The organism is Candidatus Enterococcus ikei (assembly GCF_017316105.1).
Lineage (GTDB): Bacteria > Bacillota > Bacilli > Lactobacillales > Enterococcaceae > Enterococcus_L > Enterococcus_L ikei.
This window is the reverse complement of sequence record NZ_JAFLWD010000037.1, coordinates 31,521-50,019: the sequence shown is the minus strand read 5'-3', so window position 1 is coordinate 50,019 and position 18,499 is coordinate 31,521. Positions and strand designations below refer to the sequence as shown.

Annotated in this window: 17 protein-coding genes; all 17 read right to left on the bottom strand. The window is 37.1% G+C overall.

What is annotated here, in order from left to right; translation table 11 throughout:
• Window positions 1-307: relaxase/mobilization nuclease domain-containing protein (locus JZO69_RS14385; protein ID WP_207113528.1), on the bottom strand; the 307-nt coding region annotated here is incomplete at its 3' end.
• A 1-nt stretch (window position 308) separates the two neighbouring features.
• Window positions 309-698, bottom strand: a complete 390-nt coding sequence (locus JZO69_RS14380; RefSeq protein ID WP_207113527.1) for a plasmid mobilization protein — start codon at window positions 696-698, stop codon at window positions 309-311.
• A gap of 172 nt (window positions 699-870) precedes the next feature.
• Window positions 871-1,230, bottom strand: coding sequence for a hypothetical protein (locus JZO69_RS14375; protein ID WP_207113526.1), 360 nt, complete (start codon window positions 1,228-1,230; stop codon window positions 871-873).
• Complete coding sequence (locus JZO69_RS14370; RefSeq protein ID WP_207113525.1) at window positions 1,199-2,887, bottom strand: hypothetical protein; 1,689 nt, start codon at window positions 2,885-2,887, stop codon at window positions 1,199-1,201. The genes JZO69_RS14375 and JZO69_RS14370 overlap by 32 nt, the downstream gene beginning before the upstream one ends.
• Before the next feature lie 17 nt (window positions 2,888-2,904).
• A complete protein-coding gene (locus JZO69_RS14365) occupies window positions 2,905-6,543 on the bottom strand; it encodes an LPD1 domain-containing protein (RefSeq protein WP_207113524.1) in 3,639 nt (1,212 codons plus the stop codon).
• A gap of 18 nt (window positions 6,544-6,561) precedes the next feature.
• The gene (locus tag JZO69_RS14360) at window positions 6,562-6,786 is read right to left on the bottom strand and encodes a hypothetical protein (RefSeq protein ID WP_207113523.1); all 225 of its coding nucleotides are present in this window, start codon (window positions 6,784-6,786) and stop codon (window positions 6,562-6,564) included.
• A 15-nt stretch (window positions 6,787-6,801) separates the two neighbouring features.
• A complete protein-coding gene (locus JZO69_RS14355; protein ID WP_207113522.1) occupies window positions 6,802-8,004 on the bottom strand; it encodes a toprim domain-containing protein in 1,203 nt (400 codons plus the stop codon).
• A gap of 74 nt (window positions 8,005-8,078) precedes the next feature.
• A complete protein-coding gene (locus JZO69_RS14350) occupies window positions 8,079-9,395 on the bottom strand; it encodes a hypothetical protein (protein ID WP_207113521.1) in 1,317 nt (438 codons plus the stop codon).
• Complete coding sequence (locus JZO69_RS14345) at window positions 9,382-9,687, bottom strand: hypothetical protein (RefSeq protein WP_207113520.1); 306 nt, start codon at window positions 9,685-9,687, stop codon at window positions 9,382-9,384. The genes JZO69_RS14350 and JZO69_RS14345 overlap by 14 nt, the downstream gene beginning before the upstream one ends.
• Window positions 9,662-10,297, bottom strand: coding sequence for a hypothetical protein (locus JZO69_RS14340; protein ID WP_207113519.1), 636 nt, complete (start codon window positions 10,295-10,297; stop codon window positions 9,662-9,664). Before JZO69_RS14340 ends, JZO69_RS14345 begins: the two co-directional genes overlap by 26 nt.
• An 18-nt stretch (window positions 10,298-10,315) precedes the next feature.
• On the bottom strand, window positions 10,316-12,145 hold the full coding sequence (locus JZO69_RS14335) for a CHAP domain-containing protein (RefSeq protein WP_207113518.1): 1,830 nt from the start codon (window positions 12,143-12,145) through the stop codon (window positions 10,316-10,318).
• Window positions 12,111-14,492 (bottom strand): VirB4-like conjugal transfer ATPase, CD1110 family, encoded by a 2,382-nt coding sequence (locus tag JZO69_RS14330; protein ID WP_207113517.1) that lies wholly within the window; start codon window positions 14,490-14,492, stop codon window positions 12,111-12,113. Before JZO69_RS14330 ends, JZO69_RS14335 begins: the two co-directional genes overlap by 35 nt.
• Window positions 14,416-14,802, bottom strand: coding sequence for a PrgI family protein (locus tag JZO69_RS14325; RefSeq protein ID WP_207113516.1), 387 nt, complete (start codon window positions 14,800-14,802; stop codon window positions 14,416-14,418). Before JZO69_RS14325 ends, JZO69_RS14330 begins: the two co-directional genes overlap by 77 nt.
• 4 nt (window positions 14,803-14,806) lie before the next feature.
• Window positions 14,807-15,634 (bottom strand): hypothetical protein, encoded by an 828-nt coding sequence (locus JZO69_RS14320; RefSeq protein ID WP_207113515.1) that lies wholly within the window; start codon window positions 15,632-15,634, stop codon window positions 14,807-14,809.
• A 32-nt stretch (window positions 15,635-15,666) separates the two neighbouring features.
• Window positions 15,667-15,957, bottom strand: coding sequence for a hypothetical protein (locus JZO69_RS14315; protein ID WP_207113514.1), 291 nt, complete (start codon window positions 15,955-15,957; stop codon window positions 15,667-15,669).
• A 43-nt stretch (window positions 15,958-16,000) separates the two neighbouring features.
• Window positions 16,001-17,776: a VirD4-like conjugal transfer protein, CD1115 family gene (locus JZO69_RS14310; protein ID WP_207113513.1), complete on the bottom strand. Its 1,776-nt coding sequence runs from the start codon at window positions 17,774-17,776 to the stop codon at window positions 16,001-16,003.
• Window positions 17,773-18,489: a hypothetical protein gene (locus tag JZO69_RS14305; RefSeq protein WP_207113512.1), complete on the bottom strand. Its 717-nt coding sequence runs from the start codon at window positions 18,487-18,489 to the stop codon at window positions 17,773-17,775. The genes JZO69_RS14310 and JZO69_RS14305 overlap by 4 nt, the downstream gene beginning before the upstream one ends.
• Between the last annotated feature and the right edge of the window lie 10 nt (window positions 18,490-18,499).

Genomic DNA, 18,499 nt, shown 5'->3' with positions numbered 1-18,499 from the left:
AAAATTCAAGTGCTGTTTGTCGGCCAATCTCATGAACTTCTTCAGGTGTTAAATTATCATTGGGATCAAATGATTGAACAATGTGCCTAGCGATAACTTCCTCATTGGATTTTTTGTTTGATTGTCCTAAGACATTTTCAGCTAGTTGTCTCGTTAAATTCATTTCAAAAAAAGCGTTGTTCACTGCATTGATTTTATAGCCACTAGTCAACGTTTGATTTTTTGTTTTTTCCGGATCAAGAATATATTCAATTGCATGTTTCAAATTTCGTTCTTCTTTAATAGTAAGAGTTTTGGTTGTCGGCATTTTACTCACTCCTAGTAATTTTTTGAATTTCTTGAAGTAAGATTCTTTGACTTCGTTCATAATTTTTTTGTATTTTCGCAAACTCTGAAACAAGAAATTGAACATCTTCAGTTTCAACAATATCTGTTTGATTTAGTTTATGTGCAATTTGATTCAAGTTATTCCCAATCTTATTTAGCTCATATACATACTGACCTGTTTCAGCAAGCGATTCTTTCAGCGTTGTGAAATCGATTTGAATGACCCTACCGTTAAGTGCCATCATTCGGATATAATTTGTCATGGTTCTTAATCCGGATTTTCTCATATTAGCAATGATCTGTTTCTTTTCTTGCGACGTAACCATAACTAAAATTGGTTTATCTCTATATCTGTTTACTTTTTTTACCATACGTAAGACCCCATTTTCTTAAAAAGCTAACAATCAAAATCGCTTGACAAAGCAAAGCTTTGTCGCACAATCGAGCCAAAGTCCGTCCGCCCTAGGGCGGAGGCTCGTCTGTGGCAAGCATAGCAAGTGTATATACACTTACGAAAAAAATAAAAAAAGCAGAACTTGAAAATCACAGATTTTCAAGTTTGCCTTTTTTTGTTTTTAATTTTGGGGCATGCCCCAAACCCCATTTCTTTTCATTTACTGCTTCACTAGGCAAATACTTTTTTTGAACTTCCAGTAAGAGCGTTTGTAACGATTCTTCTGACAGTTCCTTCAACGCCTCTTCTAAAAAAGCTAAACTTGAAATATGAACGCTGATCGTTTGATTGTTTAATTTTTCAAGATTACGTCGTTCTGCTTTTAATTGGCCAATCACTTTTTTTACTGTAAGGATCTCTGAATCCTCTTTCTCACCTTCAGTATAATTTTGACAAACACGCCATAAATAATACTGACTAAGTGGCCGCTTTTTTATTGCTTCCATCATCATTATTGCCTTCTGTTCCATCTTTGAATTTTTCTAAATAGTCGCTCATGCTAAACGGCGTATCTGATTTTTTCTCTGCTTTGTTTTCTTTACTGGTTGAAATATTAGCCATCGCTTGACTTTGTAATTCTCTGGCTTGCTTGATTTCTTCTTCTAACGTTGCACGAATTTTTATAGGTTTTTTTTCGTTTAAGTGTGTTTCAACCCTTTGTAAGAATTGTTCACTTCTAAAAATTACTTTTGTTAATACACGTTGAATTTTTACTTTGCCATTTTCTAGTGACCGAAGGTTATCTAACACCTCAAAATCAAGTGGCAATGGATCAAGACCAAATACCATACAAAGAACTGAAGCTACGCTTTGATTTTCAAAACGTATGATTTTATCACGTTCAGGCTCTTCTTTTTCAATGAGACAAACAAGCAAATCTTGCAACGTTTGCTGCTCACTTTGATCTGCTTTCAACCGAATTTTATAGGCATCAACCGTAGATTTTTCCACTCGATCAAAAATGATTTCTTGCTTACTCATCTTTTCAAAAATCAGAAATAGTTGAGTGGGGCTTGTTTCATTTTTGTTTCTTGTTCCTCTTCCTTCCGTATCTGATTTTTCAAAATAGGGAATGATCGGCAGTTGTTCATGATCTGTTAACGATAACCGTTTTTCTTCAATAATTTCTCCCGTATCGCCGTTTACTTTATGCGCATTTTCTCCAAAAAGAAAAATAGGCGTTGCTCCTTCTTTCAGTGAACGTACTTCTCGAATCCAATCATGTACCTCTTTTGTTTCAGCAGCTTCAGAACGTTGGTAAAGCAATAGCAGTTGATTCATTAAAGATAGGTTTTTCGTTTTACTAATACTTCTTAAGAATCGCTTGTAGTTTTCCTGTTCGGTCCAATCATCTAAGTGATCCACTACATAAGCAGCAATTCCTTCCGAATCGCTTTCTTCTAGCAGACGTTTGAGCGTTTCATCGAGGTGAACATTCTTTGTCGAGTGTGCTTCCAAACATTTATTAAAACAATTCAACAACATTTCTTGTGTTTCTTTTCGGTAATACTTCTGATCATTTCGGTAAAAATAGGCGAGAAACATTTGGCGAGCTTCTTCAAGAGTCGGTTCTTTTTTAGCTTCTATTTCTGCTTTTGTTTTTGACCATACCTCTTGTAAGAATGATTGTAAAAGTGTTTCTAAATCATACAGTTGCTTAATATTTTTAGAAAGTACATTATCCTTCTTGCGGAACTGTTCCCAAAATGAAGCAGGCAGCTTCTCGAAAAGAGCAACAACAATTTTATAAAAATCAATCGTAATAGGGACTAGTGGTAATTCTTTAACTGGAGGAAGCGTTGCTTTGGGATTAAACTTTTTTGAAACGTCAAAAAGTGTTTTTTCTGTTAATTTCGTTTGAGTTAAAAATGCTTCATCAATAACATCATAAGGAACATCTAAAGTAGTTGAGGCATATTGAAATGCCTCAACAAATAGACGATTAGGTTTTTCAACGCCCTGTTGCCTTAGATAGTCATAAATTTCATGTGCATGAAGAGCAATAGCCAATGCCGTTACTTCGCTTCCTTCTTTAAAAAACTTAGTTAACTTTCGTTTTTTGGCAATCACTGCTTTTTCATAATCTTCAGGAAATAATGTGGGCATATCCTAAGCGCCTCCTTTTATCCAACTTCAAGTTCAGGTTCTTCAGTAGAAACTGATTTTGAACTTTCTGAAATAGTTGTAGTTAATTCCTGGATCAAACCTTCTTTTTCTTCTGTAGACAAACCTTCAATCGCTTTTCTGTCTTCATCAGTAATTGTCAAATTTAATTGTTTACTTAACTGTTCGATCTGTTGCGCATAATTATTTTTTTCTGGTCCACTCTCAACAATTTCCTGAGTAGCCTGATTGTTATCAGGAATGGAATCAATTTTCTCGATAGAAGCTTCTGTAGCTGGTTCAACAGATTGCTCTATCTCTTTCTCCTCATCTACTTTTGAAGTAGGTGCCTGGTCTACCTCTTTTGTTTCTAACGTGTGTTCATTTTCAATAGGAGTTTGCGTTGCTTCTTCTTTTTCTTTTGGTAGCTCTATCTTCTCTTCTAACGGACTTTCAGGAGTTTCAACAGATTGTTCTGTCGTTTCTTTTACTTGCTCCTCTGTGGTCTTAGAATCGATTTTCGAGCGCAATTCTTTCTCTTCCAATACAAATGTTTGATCTACTTTTTCAACAATTTTTCTAATAGAGTCATTTACTTTTAGAATACGGCTGTTGATCGAATTCTTAACATTGATTCGCAACGTGTCCGTTTTATCTTGAACATTGTAAATCACGTTGTCTTTTTTAGTGGTCATTGTACGCAGCAAGTTCTCCTTGAATTGCGTTACTTCAGCTTTAATATTTTTCAACATTTCTTGTAGGAATGTTGATTTTTGCTCTTTCGTTGCATTTTCTAATGAAGCAGCAGCTGTTGTATAGCCTGAAATCATTTTTTCGATTTTAGTCAAATGTTCATCTAATAATGAGTCGATTTCGGCACGTGTGAGATATTGATTCGTTCCTTCTTCTTTTTCTCCCATAACATCAAACACTTCGTCTAAAGCCAGTTTAAAATCACTGAGATACTCAGAAGAGCTGGCTTGCATAATCTTGTTGAAATCAGGATTAATCGCCACTGTTTCTTTCAGTTCAGTAGAAGAATGTTGAATTGGTGGCACGTGTTCAAGGGTTGCTGCCTTTTCTTGACTCACTGCTGCTTCAGATAATCGATCATAGATTAATTTATTTTCAGCAAAGCTTCGGCCAACTTCAATTTCAGCGTGATCAGTAACCTCTCCATTCGTTACTTCAGCAAATACAAACTTACTTGAAGGTTCTGGATACGTAGCTCTTCCCTCTAATTTATACATTTCAGTAATAAAGTCTTTTGTGACAACTTGACCGCTATAATCCTTAGAAAATACTCGTTGATCCATTTCATTGGACTCTACACGGAAATAACGATCGATCTGTTGATCGTCTACAGACATTGTAGTTTTTCTTTGAGTAGTTCTTCCACCAACAACAACTCTATTTGGTCTAATTTGCATGGCTCTTCGTTTGCTCACTGCACCTTCGCTTAGCAACCCATACATCGGTTTGTTAATTCCTTCTTGATCTCCTAAGTCCATTCTATGGTGTTTAACAACGTCACCATCAACAACTTCATCGAAATAGAATTTAAAAGATTTTGACTCATCAGCTGCTAAACTTTCCAATGATTGAAATTCTGAAATCAATTCTGGTGTCACGATCTCTCCTTGATACCGGTTGATTCCAATATCAGGGTTTGATTCATTAAATTCCACTTGAAAATAACGATTTTCAGCTGATTCATTCTCAGAAAAAAGAGAATTCTCTAGGTTTTGTTCACCTGTCGAATTCTCTTTTGATTGATCCTGTTCAGTTGTTTGTTGTGCATTCAGTTCGTTAAGTTCTGATATATCTGCCTCAGTTTGTTCATTTTCCTGCTCCAGCAAATCCTTATCTCTTTTTTCAGCCACGTTTACTTCCTCCTCTGTTTTTGGTTTCTCTTCAGTTAGCTCATTTTCAACATTTATTTCAGGATTATTTACCAGGGTAATTGATTTCTTCAGTTCAGGGAACCGCTGATCAAAATAAGTTGATAATTCATTTCTCATCGTTTCATCAAATGTCAGGTAAGCATCCTGTATTTTATAATCATCAGCTGACTTCAAGAAAATACTTTTCAGTCCTGTATCTGAAACGTAGATTTCAAATGCTCTGGCCCACACTTCTGTTGGTGTACCATAATAGTCTGCTTTATTCCGAACAATACTATCACTTGGTAATTTTGTTATATTCGATCTATACCGTGCCACAAATGATTGAAAATCTTCCTGTAAGCTCAACAGCTTCTCTTCACTTGTATAATCTAGAAAGTGGCCATATTCGTGAACGAAAGATTGAATTCCAATTCCTCCGATTGAATCTCCATAGTCCCTAAAATCAATTGCTATTGTTTGTGTGAACGGGTGGTAGATTCCCAATGCATGATAATTTCCTAGCTTTCTTAAGCGTAGATCAGCGGTTGATTGTGTTTTGGGTAATAAAGCACTGATTCGATTCATTTCTTTCTCAAATTGACCAAACAGCTCCAAATCAACGTGATTATCTACCTCAATAAAACCAAAATGATCATTTAGGCTTGTATGATCCATTAATTCTTGTGTCTCTTTATTGATATGTTTCTTTGTTTGCCACGCACTAGCTCGAACTTGTTTTTCAATATCCTTTTCATATTCTCTCTGAAGAAAAACATCATAAGTGTCCTGAATATAGGTGTTAATAAAATCGACTGCACGATTATGAACACGGTATTCTCTAATACGGTCTGGATAAAGAAATCTACGACTCAACCCGTCAGCACTTTCAAGGATATAAGGTGATTTGTCTAAATTCAGCTTATTTGGATCATTTGGAGCGGTAGAGATATCTCTCCAGTTAAAGTTATCATATCGACCTTCCTCCAATTGTTCTTTTGTTGGAGGAACTTGCCAATATTGAACACTTTCGTCTCGAGGCAGCGTTTCTAAAAATTCGTCTGTCAATTCCCCATACTCATTTTTTCTAAAGATTGACCACCCTTTTTGTCCCGAATACGTTGGATTGGTTAAATCTCTTAGAAGTCTCTCTAAATAGGTTCTACTTAACCCTTCTTCAGATAACTCTTCTGATCGAGAATCGTAGACTTTCAGGATATCACGTTGTAATTTATCATAACCAATGGCTCGATTCATGTTTCCTTCAGAAAAATAAGTTCGAGTATCTACTCTATCACCATCCCAATAAATGTCTGAGTCAGCATTATAATAGTATCTACGATTGTGTTTTGTTCCGGACTTGTTTGTTGGATCTAAAAAAATGAAATTTTCCTTTGCTTCTTCAGCTCCACTAATTTCATCATATTTAGTAGTAATTACTTTATAACCACTGCGATTACTGTCAATTCTTGTTTCAAAGTAGTTTTTTTCTTTTTCAGACAATTCTTGAATAGTAATGGTTAATGGTTGCGGTTCTTCTGTATTTTTTGAACGCCATGTCAGTGTTTCTTGCCCAACTGGAAGACTTTGTTGGTTCCGAATCATGGTATCAACAGCAGCTCGTTCATCTTCAGGTGACCATTCACCATTTTTGTAAATATTGTCCGCAAGTTTTCGGAATGACGTATATAACGTATCTTTTTCTGTAAAGACCAATTTGGAAGATTTGGTCATTCCGTATTTTTGCTTCATCAAAGAAGTTAATTGATTTTCCATGCACTAAACTCCCTTCTTTTAGTCATTATCTGTTTCTATTGGATCATTTGTGGTTCCCTCTACAACTGGCGGATCTTCTTGACTGTCCATTTCGTCAACTAGTCTATGGAATTCTTCAGACACTTCTAAAAGGGCTGCTACAGCGCCTTTATTGTAGTCACTAATGGGTCCTTTTTGGTGATCTTGAATCAGCTGTAATAAATACTGGTTAAAACTACCTGTATTGAATGTTTCTTCCTCCATTCTTTTCACCTCCTCTCACAGTTCCATACCCAACGTTTCCACTGGATCCGATTTCACCTGAACTTTTGCGATAAGGCTTTGAAGGGTTATTTCTGATTCTTTTTCCTTCAACAAGCCTTTTTGATACTTCAACTCGTCATTCCAATCATTTTTCTTCTGACCTGCATGACACTTAGGCATATGTGGAATTACTTCAATGTCATTCAGTCCAAAGCTTTCAAAGAAATCTTTGCCAGGCGTTTCAATTTTTCCTGTTTTTGGATTGAATTTTGTTTCATCATTATCAACGGCTAAAATAATTTTTAATTGACTGTATGATCTTCCTAACTTACTATTCACATCGTCCACTTTTTGTAGCCAATGCTCTAATCTCACCTCTTTTTCAATTCTTTTTACATGATCAGAATCAATTGCTAAAGCCTCAACGATTGCTCGTGAGATCACGCCTTTATTTAGACCGTTCATGGCAACTAATCGACAGTTATTCAATGTATCCTTGTGTAATTCGTAGTAACTCAACATATCGATAGGCGCTTCAAAGGCATAAACTTTAAAAGGTTGATCAATCGTTGCTTTTTTGAAAGTAGAACGATCACCTATATCTACTACAAACCCTGTCGTCCCACTACCATACAAATTTTTCTTCAGCCGACCTCTCTCTGGATACAGTTCTTTGTTAACCCAAATCCCTTGCCTAGCACCTCCAACAACCTTTCCGTCTATGTCTAAATGCTTGAATACAATCATTGGCTCCGTTTTCCCTGTTTCAAAATCCTTGTGGATCCCTTGTACCATCACTCCTTTCGATAAAAAAAAGTCTATCGTTTCATCCGATAGACCTCGTTCTTCTTTTAAATAGTTTCGTGCATAATCAAAAGTTTTAGCTTCTTTCACATTATATTTAAAGGGTTCTTTTTTAGGAACCTTTGTCACATCAAATGTCCCTACTTCTGCTTCTAGTAGATAATGTAACGCTTCTTTAAAAGACATTTGGTTTACGACTTCCACCATTGCAATAACGTCTTTTCCTAGCAGTTCATTTCCTTTTGAGAACCAGGAGAAATAATTTTTTTCAGGGTTTATTTTAAAGCTTGGGTGTTCGGTCCATGCATAATTACGCCCCTCTCTCTTTAATTCCATTCCAAGAGAACTTGCAACGTCTAAAATGCTCTTTTGTTTAGCTTTTTCTACGAGTCGATTTGGATTATATTCCGTCACACATATTCACCTCGAATCATGAATTCTCTTCAATACACCAAAAAAGGACACAATTTCTGTATCCTTTCATTACATTATGCTTGCTTCAGCTTTCGCTGCTCTTCCAAATTAATTGGTGAACCTTGCTTTTTTCTCTCTACTTCCTGGATCACCTGGTTATGCTGCTGATTGAATTTTTCTAGCGACTCTCTAAGAATAGTACCTAAACCATCATTCATAGCTTGTTGGCGTAACTGAAGTTCTTCCATTTTCCCTTGAAAAACACGTACTAATTGATCTGTTTGCTTGTCGTACTCTTCTTTGATACTTGTAGTGATTTTTTCTTCAAATATAGACCGAATTTCAGCAGCCTTATTCTGACATTCCTCTTCACAGGAACGTTCAATCTCTTGCACCTTTTGTTGGTGACGTTGATTTTCTTCCTGAAGCAGCTGATCTTTTTTGGTTGCTTGTTGTTGACTCAGCTGATTTAACTGCTCTTTTTCTTCTAGTTGCAAACGTTCTGAAATAATGCCTGAAATTTGATCACGCTTATCCAATTGTTGGATTTCTTCATCGATTTTTGTTGTTTCTGTCTGAATAAATTGGGAAAGAACTTGATCAATTTCTGTTTGAGTTGAACGAAGAACACCTGGAACAAGTTCATCAGGAACAAACACATTAGGCGGTTCAGTTTCCTGTACAAAAAGATTCTCGATCACAGAAGGGGCTTCCTTTTCAATTGGTATTACAGGGATTGGCTCTGGTTTTACTGAAGGCGTTTCTTTTTGGCTAATTTTTTCACGCAAACGCTCCGTTTCCTTTTTTTGTTCCTGTATGGCTGATCTTAAGGCTTCGTAATCATTTTTCGTGAGTTGAACCACCTCTGCTTCGTCTTCTACTGAAGTAGCTACTTCACTTTGAATAGTTGAAACAGGCTCCTCATGAGCCTGTTTTTCACTAGGAACAGCTGATAACTCGTCGTTCTGAGTTGAGGAATCAGATTGAAGCGTTGCTTCAAAGTCTTCCAATGTAAGAGATTTGTTGGTTTCTAGCGTAGTTTCAGTTGTTTCTTTATCGGGATTCAAAGGATTTTCTTCATTTTCTGAAGAGAGTAAGCTAAAATCGTACTCTTGCGGCTTTTTAACGAAAAAAGAAGATAATGCAGCTAACCAATCAAAACCCTCATCTTGTGGTAAATCAAACTGCTCGGCATAATAAATTTTCCCGTTCTTATCATTCTTCACTTTTGACACAGTAATGCTGCCTTCAAGGTAGTCACGCCTAAACCGATTATCTTCATCGATCATGTGTTTGACTAGCTCATGTGGATCCACAATCTCTTTTTCGTGAAAAGAATCGCCCCCTGAAAATTCATATACAAATTTTGGTTTTCGATTAAACAGTCTCATGGCCATTCTCCTTCTCTAGTGGATTTGAACTAGTTGTTTCTGAAGACTGAGTATTCGTTGAAAAAGAGGTTCCTAACACAGAATCGTTCGTTCCTTTTCGTAAAAGAACCAGTGCTTCTTCAAAGGATAGCTTCATTTCCTCGATAACAGAACGGAACTCTTTGCTTTCCTCTTCAGTGATTTGTTGTCGCAACTTTTTTATATCGTCATTCAGTTTGTCTCTTTTCACAATAGCTTCGTCTAATCGAACTTTAAATCGCTCTAAATTACTTTGATTCTTTTTCTTGCCCATGTTGATCACTCCTTTGAGTAGAATTTATTGGTTTGATTTGAGTAATTTTTCCATTTTTTAAAGTGATACGAACATCTTCTGACATTGGAAAGGCTGATTCTTGATACGGTGCTTTTTGTTCAACCTTTACTTTTACATAATAGGAAGAAGAATCTTTGGTATCCTGATAAATCTGTGAGGAAATATATTTGCTAGATACCAGCTGCATGGAATTAGACGTATTGATTTCCTTCGTTTTTTCATACTTTTGAATCATTTTCGTCAATTGTTCCCTATCTGACTGAATTTCTGTCAGATCATAACAGGTTGCACTCATCATATTTTCAAGTTTAATTGCACGATCACTCACCGATTCCTCTGTTAATTCCCATGTGAAATAGGTTTCTAAAAATTCTTCTAGTTCACTATTTTCCGTGATTTCTTTCATGCTGCTGGTTGTCTGTTCTGATTGAGCTGTTTCATTTGTTGTTGTTTGAGTTGTTTCTGGCAATACAATTTGTTTCTTTGAATCCATCACTCGAATACTCAGAAAACATAAGCCAACTAAGAAGGCTATAAACAGTGTAAATCCTATCCCTAATAATAGATTCATTTTCTTTTTATCTTGCATAAGTAATTCTCTCCTTTCTTATTTTGGTGGGTGGATCACAGAAGAAATTCCGCCAGATACGTAAGTGACCGTCCATGTTTTCAATGGTCCTGGATTTTGGTCATACAATAAGAATTGATTGTTCCCCAAAACCTTCCCTACTACACCTGTATGACCATATTCTCCGTCCGCAACCCATGTTCCCATATTCGCTCCGGCATGAAAATTGATGATATCTCCTGGACGAATATCTTTATAATTAGGATTTTTCACCACTGTCCATTTCCAACTTGACCAGGGGTAGTCGTTGCCAATTTCGCTTGCTTTAATCCCATTTTTCAAGATAATTTCTGGTGTAATCGAATGAGCATAATAAGCTGTTACAGCGTAACATTGACCCGACATACCACCAAACTCCCCGGAAACAGATTGACCTAACAATTTATCTAGCACAGCTAATCCAGCTCCACCGCCACCTGTCGGCCCAAAGCCTCCTGGTGGATCAGGTGTGCCACCATGATCATCAATCCACTTATCTAGTTTTTCTGCGATTGCTGCTCTTGGCTTACCTGCGTCTAAAGCGGTCCAATACACGAACTGACCAGGCTTTAATGTATTATTATGATAGGCTCTGGCACGATCATCCATGATCGCAATCGTTTTGTTCCCAAAGTTATCAATTTGCGTACTCCTGAATTCTTTAACCGCCCGTGTATTGTCCCATGAAGCGCCTTGATTCGGATCATTATCAAACGCCCCATACCCAAATATATTCGCTTTCGGGAACTCTTTGGCCACGCCAGCTGTCCCAAAAGAGGATTCCATTTGCGCAAAAGCAACCAACATTCGTACATCGATTCCTGAAAGAGATTGCAAACGAATAAATTCTTTTCCTGTTGCTCGTTCATCGACCGTGTATCCTTCATTTTTTATAAACTCATCTATTTGTTTGGCCGTAATTCCATATCGTTGCGCCAAAAGAGACGAATGATACGCATCTTTTCCATCCCAATGCTTTACATAAACTGATCCATTATCTGAAGCAGAGGAACTTTGATTGCCAACCATCAAAGTAATACCTATAACTAGGAGTAAAAGTAAACCAATACCTAACGCAATCCAACCAACAGGGCTGCTGGCTGTTGCCACACTTACGGCTTTACTTATCCCTTGAACAACTGTCTTTTTGATTGTTGCACCAATCTGAGACGCTGTTCTTTGTTTCATTGATTTTTTTAGAGTCCTATTGGCTAATTTTCTCGCCGTTTTTCCTTCTTTTCCAGTTGAAAAGCGTAAGTTTTTCAATTTTCCTGACGTAACAGATTTAGAAAACTTCTCATTTTTCGTTATAAAACCACGTGTTTTCTTAGCTGTCTTAAATAACCTATTGCTGTTTGTTGCCGTACTTTTGAATTTATCTAGCCCTTCATTTTCCCCATCTTGATTTAAGGCTGAAAAACTTTTATCTAAAAATTGCTTCGTGCTAATTTTAGCTATACTAGACGAAATAGAGGGGGATTTAGGCTTCTTTTTAAATGCTTCAGCCTTTTTAGATTCTTTTTTCTTTTGGAATCTTTGCTGCTTTTTTTTGTTGTTCACATCTGTTGTAGAGTCTTTTGTAGATTGTTTCTTTTGCTCTGCTTTTGTTTCGCTAAAAGAAGAATGATCCTTTTTACCGTCTTTTTTCTGCTTGCTTTTTTTCTCGTTAACTATATTTTTCTTTTGATTGGTGGATCCAAATGCTGCTTTTTCTTTAAGCTTTGCAATGGTTCCAGCACGAATTGTTAAGGACTTCGGCTCTCCCTTAAAGCTTGATCCTTGTTTTTTGGGAAGTTTAAACCGCTCTTTGGACTTTACGTGAACTTTCATAACTTGTATCCATCAATTTAAATAGTTTCGTCTGTTTTGGAATCAGATTTGAGAAGGGAATCACCTGTCCGCCTGCAATAATTAACCCTGTTCCTGCTTTATTCTTTTGTAGATAATTGGCTTCTTTTTCAGTTAGCTTAAATCGTTCTACCAATGCATCGAGGACTTCCCCCTTTTGTTCCAGTAGAATAAGAAAGTCTGAGTTGAACATAATAGACCGGCCTTCCATTGTAGAAAGCATGGTTTCTGCCGATTGAGTCATAAACGTTGGACAGCCATTATATTTACGGATACGTGAATATATTTCTGCTGCTTGGGTCCGCAATACTTCTGGTTGAGACGGATTAATAATCACCTGGAACTCATCAATATACACACGTGTTTCGATTCCTCTAGCACGGTTTTCTACTACTTTATTCCATACACGGTCCAAGATAGCCAAATAACCGAATGTTGCCATTTCATTTTTTAACAAGTACATATCATAGATTGTAAAATTACTATTAACATTAATCGTTGATTCTTTAGCGAACATATTTAATGAACCTGTGATATACAAGCCTAATGCTTTAGCAAGTTTTTGCGCTTCCTCACTCGTATCACGTTTCAGCACTTCATTCCATTCTTGAAGTGTTGGATTTTTGAACTCTCTGAATGTATCTTGTGTGACATCATCAATAATTGTTCGTTCTGTAGCCGACGTATGACCAACAAGGTGTGCAATCAAACTGATTAAGAAATTGGATTTAATAGCCACTGGATTATCCCCTGCTTCCATGTACTTCTCGTCCGCAAGTTCTAGAATATTAATGGACGTATCACTACCAGGAGCTACTGTCACGACCTCACCGTCCAATTCATCCGCTAAGTGAATATACTCCCGTTCCATGTCCAAAATAATGATCTCTGTCTCTGGATTTTTCAGTCGGATAGGGATAATTTCGTCTTTTGCCGCAAATGATTTACCACCACCAGAAACGGCCATAATACCACCATTGGCATTTTTTAGTGCATCACCCATTCGATCGATCACAACATTATTTTTGGATAAAAGATTGATTCCATAGTATATCCCACCCTTATGTTGCACATCTTGACTGGTAAAAGGAGAATTGATTGAAAGGTTTGGCGTGATCAAGTCACGTAGAAAGGTTCGTTCAAACCCTAAGTAATTCTTTCCAAACGGTAAACTAGCGTTCAGTGCTTGTTCTTGTGTTAAATAAAGTGGCTCAAATACTGCACCGAATTTTTCGCCTACAGCCTTCACTTTATCAATTTGGTGATAGAGTTCTTCTCTTGAAGAATCCCACACATAGACTAAAAAAGTGGAAGAAAACTGTTTATCGCCAGTTTCTTCCACAAATTCGATTTGTTCATCCACGTCTTCTTTTAATTCTTTTACAGTTCTAGCAATATGCTTCGTAGAGTATCCTCGTTCACTTGCTTTCATTTCACGCTTGATTACATCTGTTTCTAGATCAGTCGCTTCGTCACGAAGCTTTTTATTGGTTGTTGCGACAGAATACGGTGATCCGTGAATGGTGATCACCATTTGAGCCTCTGCTTCCGTCAATTCTTTACACATTTTATCTGATAAATTCTTAGGAAAGTCTCTTAAGTACAGAACTTGCCCATAATGTTCATCCATTTTGAAATCAATTTTACCTGGCTGGTTAAATTCCAAGATACCAGGAGCGATTAAATCTTTCGTTGTACGTCTGGTCTGTTCAATTGCATGATAGTTTCCGTATAACGGCTTTCCAGGTCTTAGGATCTTGTTTATCGTTCTCAACCGCTCCATACCGTCTTGTTCCTCAAATGTAGCTCTTACTGAAGAAAGCTCATCTTCAAAATCCTCACTAATGTTCAACAATCGCTTATTTGCGTTCCGAATAGTAGTTGCTTGTGTTGATAATGTAATGAAACGTTCCACTTTCCAATTGTTTCGTCCCATATCATAATTATCTTCTAGGATTTGATTTAATTCCTTCCTCAATACATCGGCTTTATCATTCTGCAAAGGATAAGCCATTTCCTTCATATATTCCCCTTTAGGATTTTTAGTAACCAATAAAGAGAGTTGGAAATGATCTTTATCTGATAATAAATTAAGTGCCTGCGTGTATTGTGAAAGAATATTTTTTTGTTGATCTAAATGAGCAGCTGTATAGTTAATAGCGCCCAATGTATAGGTCTTAGAGAACGTGTTCTCTACCACATGCATTAAACCATCTTCAAACAACTCTGAGTAGTACAACGAATTTTGTGTACTAGCGGCTTGAATGTTTGGTTTTAGTTCTGTTTGTTTCTTTGAACGCTTTAGTTTTCTTAAAATCTTTTGGCTCATATTTTATGTTCCTTTCTCCTTCTTTTTGGTAAGTTCTCGTTTGAATCGTTGTGTTAAATTTGAAGTAAAGCTTTAACCAAGTAAAAAAGCTCATGCCATGTGGCCGAAACAAGGCTATACCAGCAAGCAAACCCACTATAGGAAAGAACGTCACTCTTACAATCCATACTGGAACAACTTGAAAAAGAGCGTTCAAAATATCTAGAATCAAAAAACTTGATATGCCTAAGATTAATAGCCATTGAGGGCCTGTCAATCCGCCAGTGACAGATTCTCTCTTCGAGGTATCTTTAAATACTTTAATTTCCATTTCCTCACACTCCAAACAATTCTGACGATTTTTTATGAGTTTGCCATAGTACGATAATGAAGACTATAGCTAAAATTAGGTTCTTGAAAAACACAACCTCCATACCCATATCAAGCGGATTTCCTAATCCTGTCAAATCTAGTGTAATCTTTGACAAAAAATGATAAATCCCAAACACGAGCATAATGGCGGCAGGTTGAAAGGCATAGGCTAAAATCTTTTTTAAATACGTCTTCCCAATATGATCATGTTCTTCAGAAGAAAACGAAGCCATTGGAATAGGCATTAACGCTAACATTATATATAATTGGAAAAAACGTAACATAACAATGACCCACACCATTACAAACGCTCCTAAAGTGACTAATGATCCAACGATCATTAACAACAGAACCATGATTGCCTTCTTTAAAGCCGCATCAGGATTCAAAAATGCTTCTAACAAGTTTCCTAAAATTGAAAGCATATCCGTAGACATCTCAACTGTCGGAAGGGAAAGAACATCAAAAGCGCCATTCGCATTTTGTGAAATCAAATTGGCAAAACCGATGCCCATCAATAAAATGAATTTTAAGATAACACTCGACAAACCGACCATTCCTGCACCCAATGCTGCTCGAAAAGCCAGACCTTGAAACATTTTCAAGGTCACTGTTCCACCATTTGAAGCATTGGCTTTTTCAAACATTTTAGCGATATCTAACACTAACAAGATTCCCACCATATAAAGCCCAACGGCTAGTGTTGCATTGGATACAATATTATTGACCCAATTCAACGTACTTTGAGAATAATCGCCCATACTTTGCGTTAAAGTTTGAACTAAATCCATCAAAAATCCTCCTTTCGTTTTCTTTCACAGAATTATGCTCCTGGAGGATTTGAAAATACACCTGATAGCATTGATCCAGCCCCAATAGCCATCAGTAACACACCACCGACTACTAACCATGAGCCTTCCATTTTCCCTTGTGAGTCACCTGATCGTCCAGATTGAGTCAGTTGCACAATGCCCCAAACAGCCATCAGTAATCCACCACCTGTAATAAACCATTGAATACTTTTAGCAATAGTTGTTCCTGCATCTGTTGCGTTTGTTCTTGCTGCGACTACCATCGTTGTTTTTAGTGCTAAGCCATTTAAAAATACTTTCATAATATATTCTCCATTCATGTTTGTTTTATTTTTTTTCTGCTGCTTAAGCAGCCCAATCAATATCTAGGACTAATGGTTCTGAAGACGACTCTTTTTTGATATTGGCTTCAAACATTTCCAAACTATTACGGTATCGTTTGATTTCATACCAATTTGGATCTCCTTCTTTGTGGCCAAATTCCTTTGCATTCGGGTGTTTCATGTAATTAAATTTCGGTACTTTAAACATTGGTACAGAAGCAATTTTGACCAAAGAATGAAGTCGATCAAGTTCGCCAACTTCACTAACCGTAATAACTTCTCTTCCATGTGGCTTACTTCGTGTAAAGCCTCCTCGTTCACGTTCCTTGATATAGATAGTCTTCTTTCCTCCAGTTTCCGAGAAAAGTTTCTGTGTCTCTGGTTCCGTTGATCCGGATAAATACACCCAGGAATCGCAGTTACCAAAAAAGTTCTTCCAGCTATCTTTGTACATTTCTATGATCTGATTGACATTTTGAAGCATGATTGTAATACTCATTTGTCGGCTACGGAAAACAGATAATGCTTCTTTAATATTCGGTACTTTACCTAAGTTGGCGAATTCATCCATTAAAAATTGAACTGGAACGGTGGCTTTTCCACCGAGTTCATTATCGATTTTATGTTCCAATGTTCGGAACGCTAGTAAGAAAATCAATAATGGAAGGAAATTGAATGTATCGTCCATATCTGGAATCTTTAAGAAAACAGCTGTCTTTTCATCGACCCATTTTTCAATTTCCAAATTATCATCCTTGATAAAGTCACGAACTTGCGCTAGATCAAATAACGAGAAGCGTGTGATCGTAATAGCAAGAACACTGTCACGTGTTTTTCCTTCAAAGTTTCTAACGAAATTCTGCCATTGCAGATACGCATAGTTGTCTGTTCCAAATTCTTCCGCAAAGTTGTTGAACATAAACTCTAACGGACTCTCTACGTCTTTGTTTTCACGTTTTAGTAATCGAATCAAAGTACCAATCTGATCAAGGCTAGGCATGACACCATCACCTTTAATCGTATCTGTGCCACGATAACGATAGTATAGATAAGCGAACAGGGCAGTGATAAGCATCTCTTCCGATCGATCCCAAAACGGTTCCCCTTTTTTCTCATGGTCCGCATTTGTTGCTTCAATCAATGCGTTGATCACTTTCTTCAACGTGATTTCATCGTTCACATAAGCAAATGGATTAAAGTGATCTGTATTTGTTAACGTATCAAAATCAACCACTTTTATTTTGTAGCCGTCTCTTTCAAGCATTTTCCCCACTCTATGAACGGTTTGACCCTTTGGATCTGTCAAAACAAAGCTAGAATTCATTTGGGCAATGTTAGACATGATATAAGACGTTGTTTTCCATGCACCGGATCCACCGACTACAATCACATTATTATTTCGATTTAAGCGAGGATTTTTTCCTTCATAAATATTTTTGAAACAGCCTTCACCTAGAATCAAGTTATCGGAAAATTTCTTCTTGTTCCTAAACTTTTTCATTTCTTTTCGAGTACCCCATCGTCCAGTCCCATATTCCTGTCCAGGCTGATACTCTCGTGTATCTCTCATTAAGTAAGCCAATGAAGTAACACCCAAAACAGCCCCACATACGAGCAGTGGGGTTGATTCCATTGAAAAGTGAAAGGGATTATAGACAATGTCTTCTGGCGCTTGTATGGCTGCTAATATCCGCTCTGCTTCAGGTGCATTAATCGCAAGCTCAGCTGCTCGATTGGCCACAAAAGCACTAATTCCCCCTACAACAGCATAGGGTGCAAAAGATTGCTTATTTGTCATAGCTCTATCCCGTCTTTCACATCATCAAACAGAGATAATGTCTCCATTGTCTCTTTGGACGTTTCTGAAGCTTTGTCCGTCAAGTTAGGTGTTGCTGCTTCTTTGGTTTCTTTCACAGCTTCTTGTTTTTCTTTCGTTTGTTCAATTGCTTTTTTCATTAAAGCTTCAAACGTAGGCTTTGTGACGGTACCAGGATCATTAAGAATCGTTTCCAACGTCCGATCAATCGCACGAGCAGCAATATTGGCATCTTTTGAAAAAAAATGAAGCTCCTTCGTTAAATCAGGAAGCTCCTTTATATGGAATTGAAGACCATATTCAGTCATCATATTTTTTAATTGATCCAGGTTCATATCTTTATTCAATATTTGCGGTTCGGCCAACATTTTGTTGTTAGTGATCATAAACTCATATTCTTTTTCACCGGCTTGAACCATGACTTTTTTTTCACAGTCTCGAATCAATTCTAAGCGTTGATCCCTGGGTAATTCCGTAAATTTAGCTTTTAGCTCTGGTGGCTCAGGGAGCCCCAACTCATTCCGTAGATTTTTGAACTTTTCCCAGTCATTTTCACGAGTCGTTTGATCAAGCTTTTTTTGTTCTTTAGCTTTCGCTGCCTGCTTCATCATCGAAAGCATACGAACAGCCTGATAAAATTTTTGCGGTGTGTTCTTAAACATGACCTGATAGGCTTCTTGTTGTGTTTGGCTCATAGAACAGCCC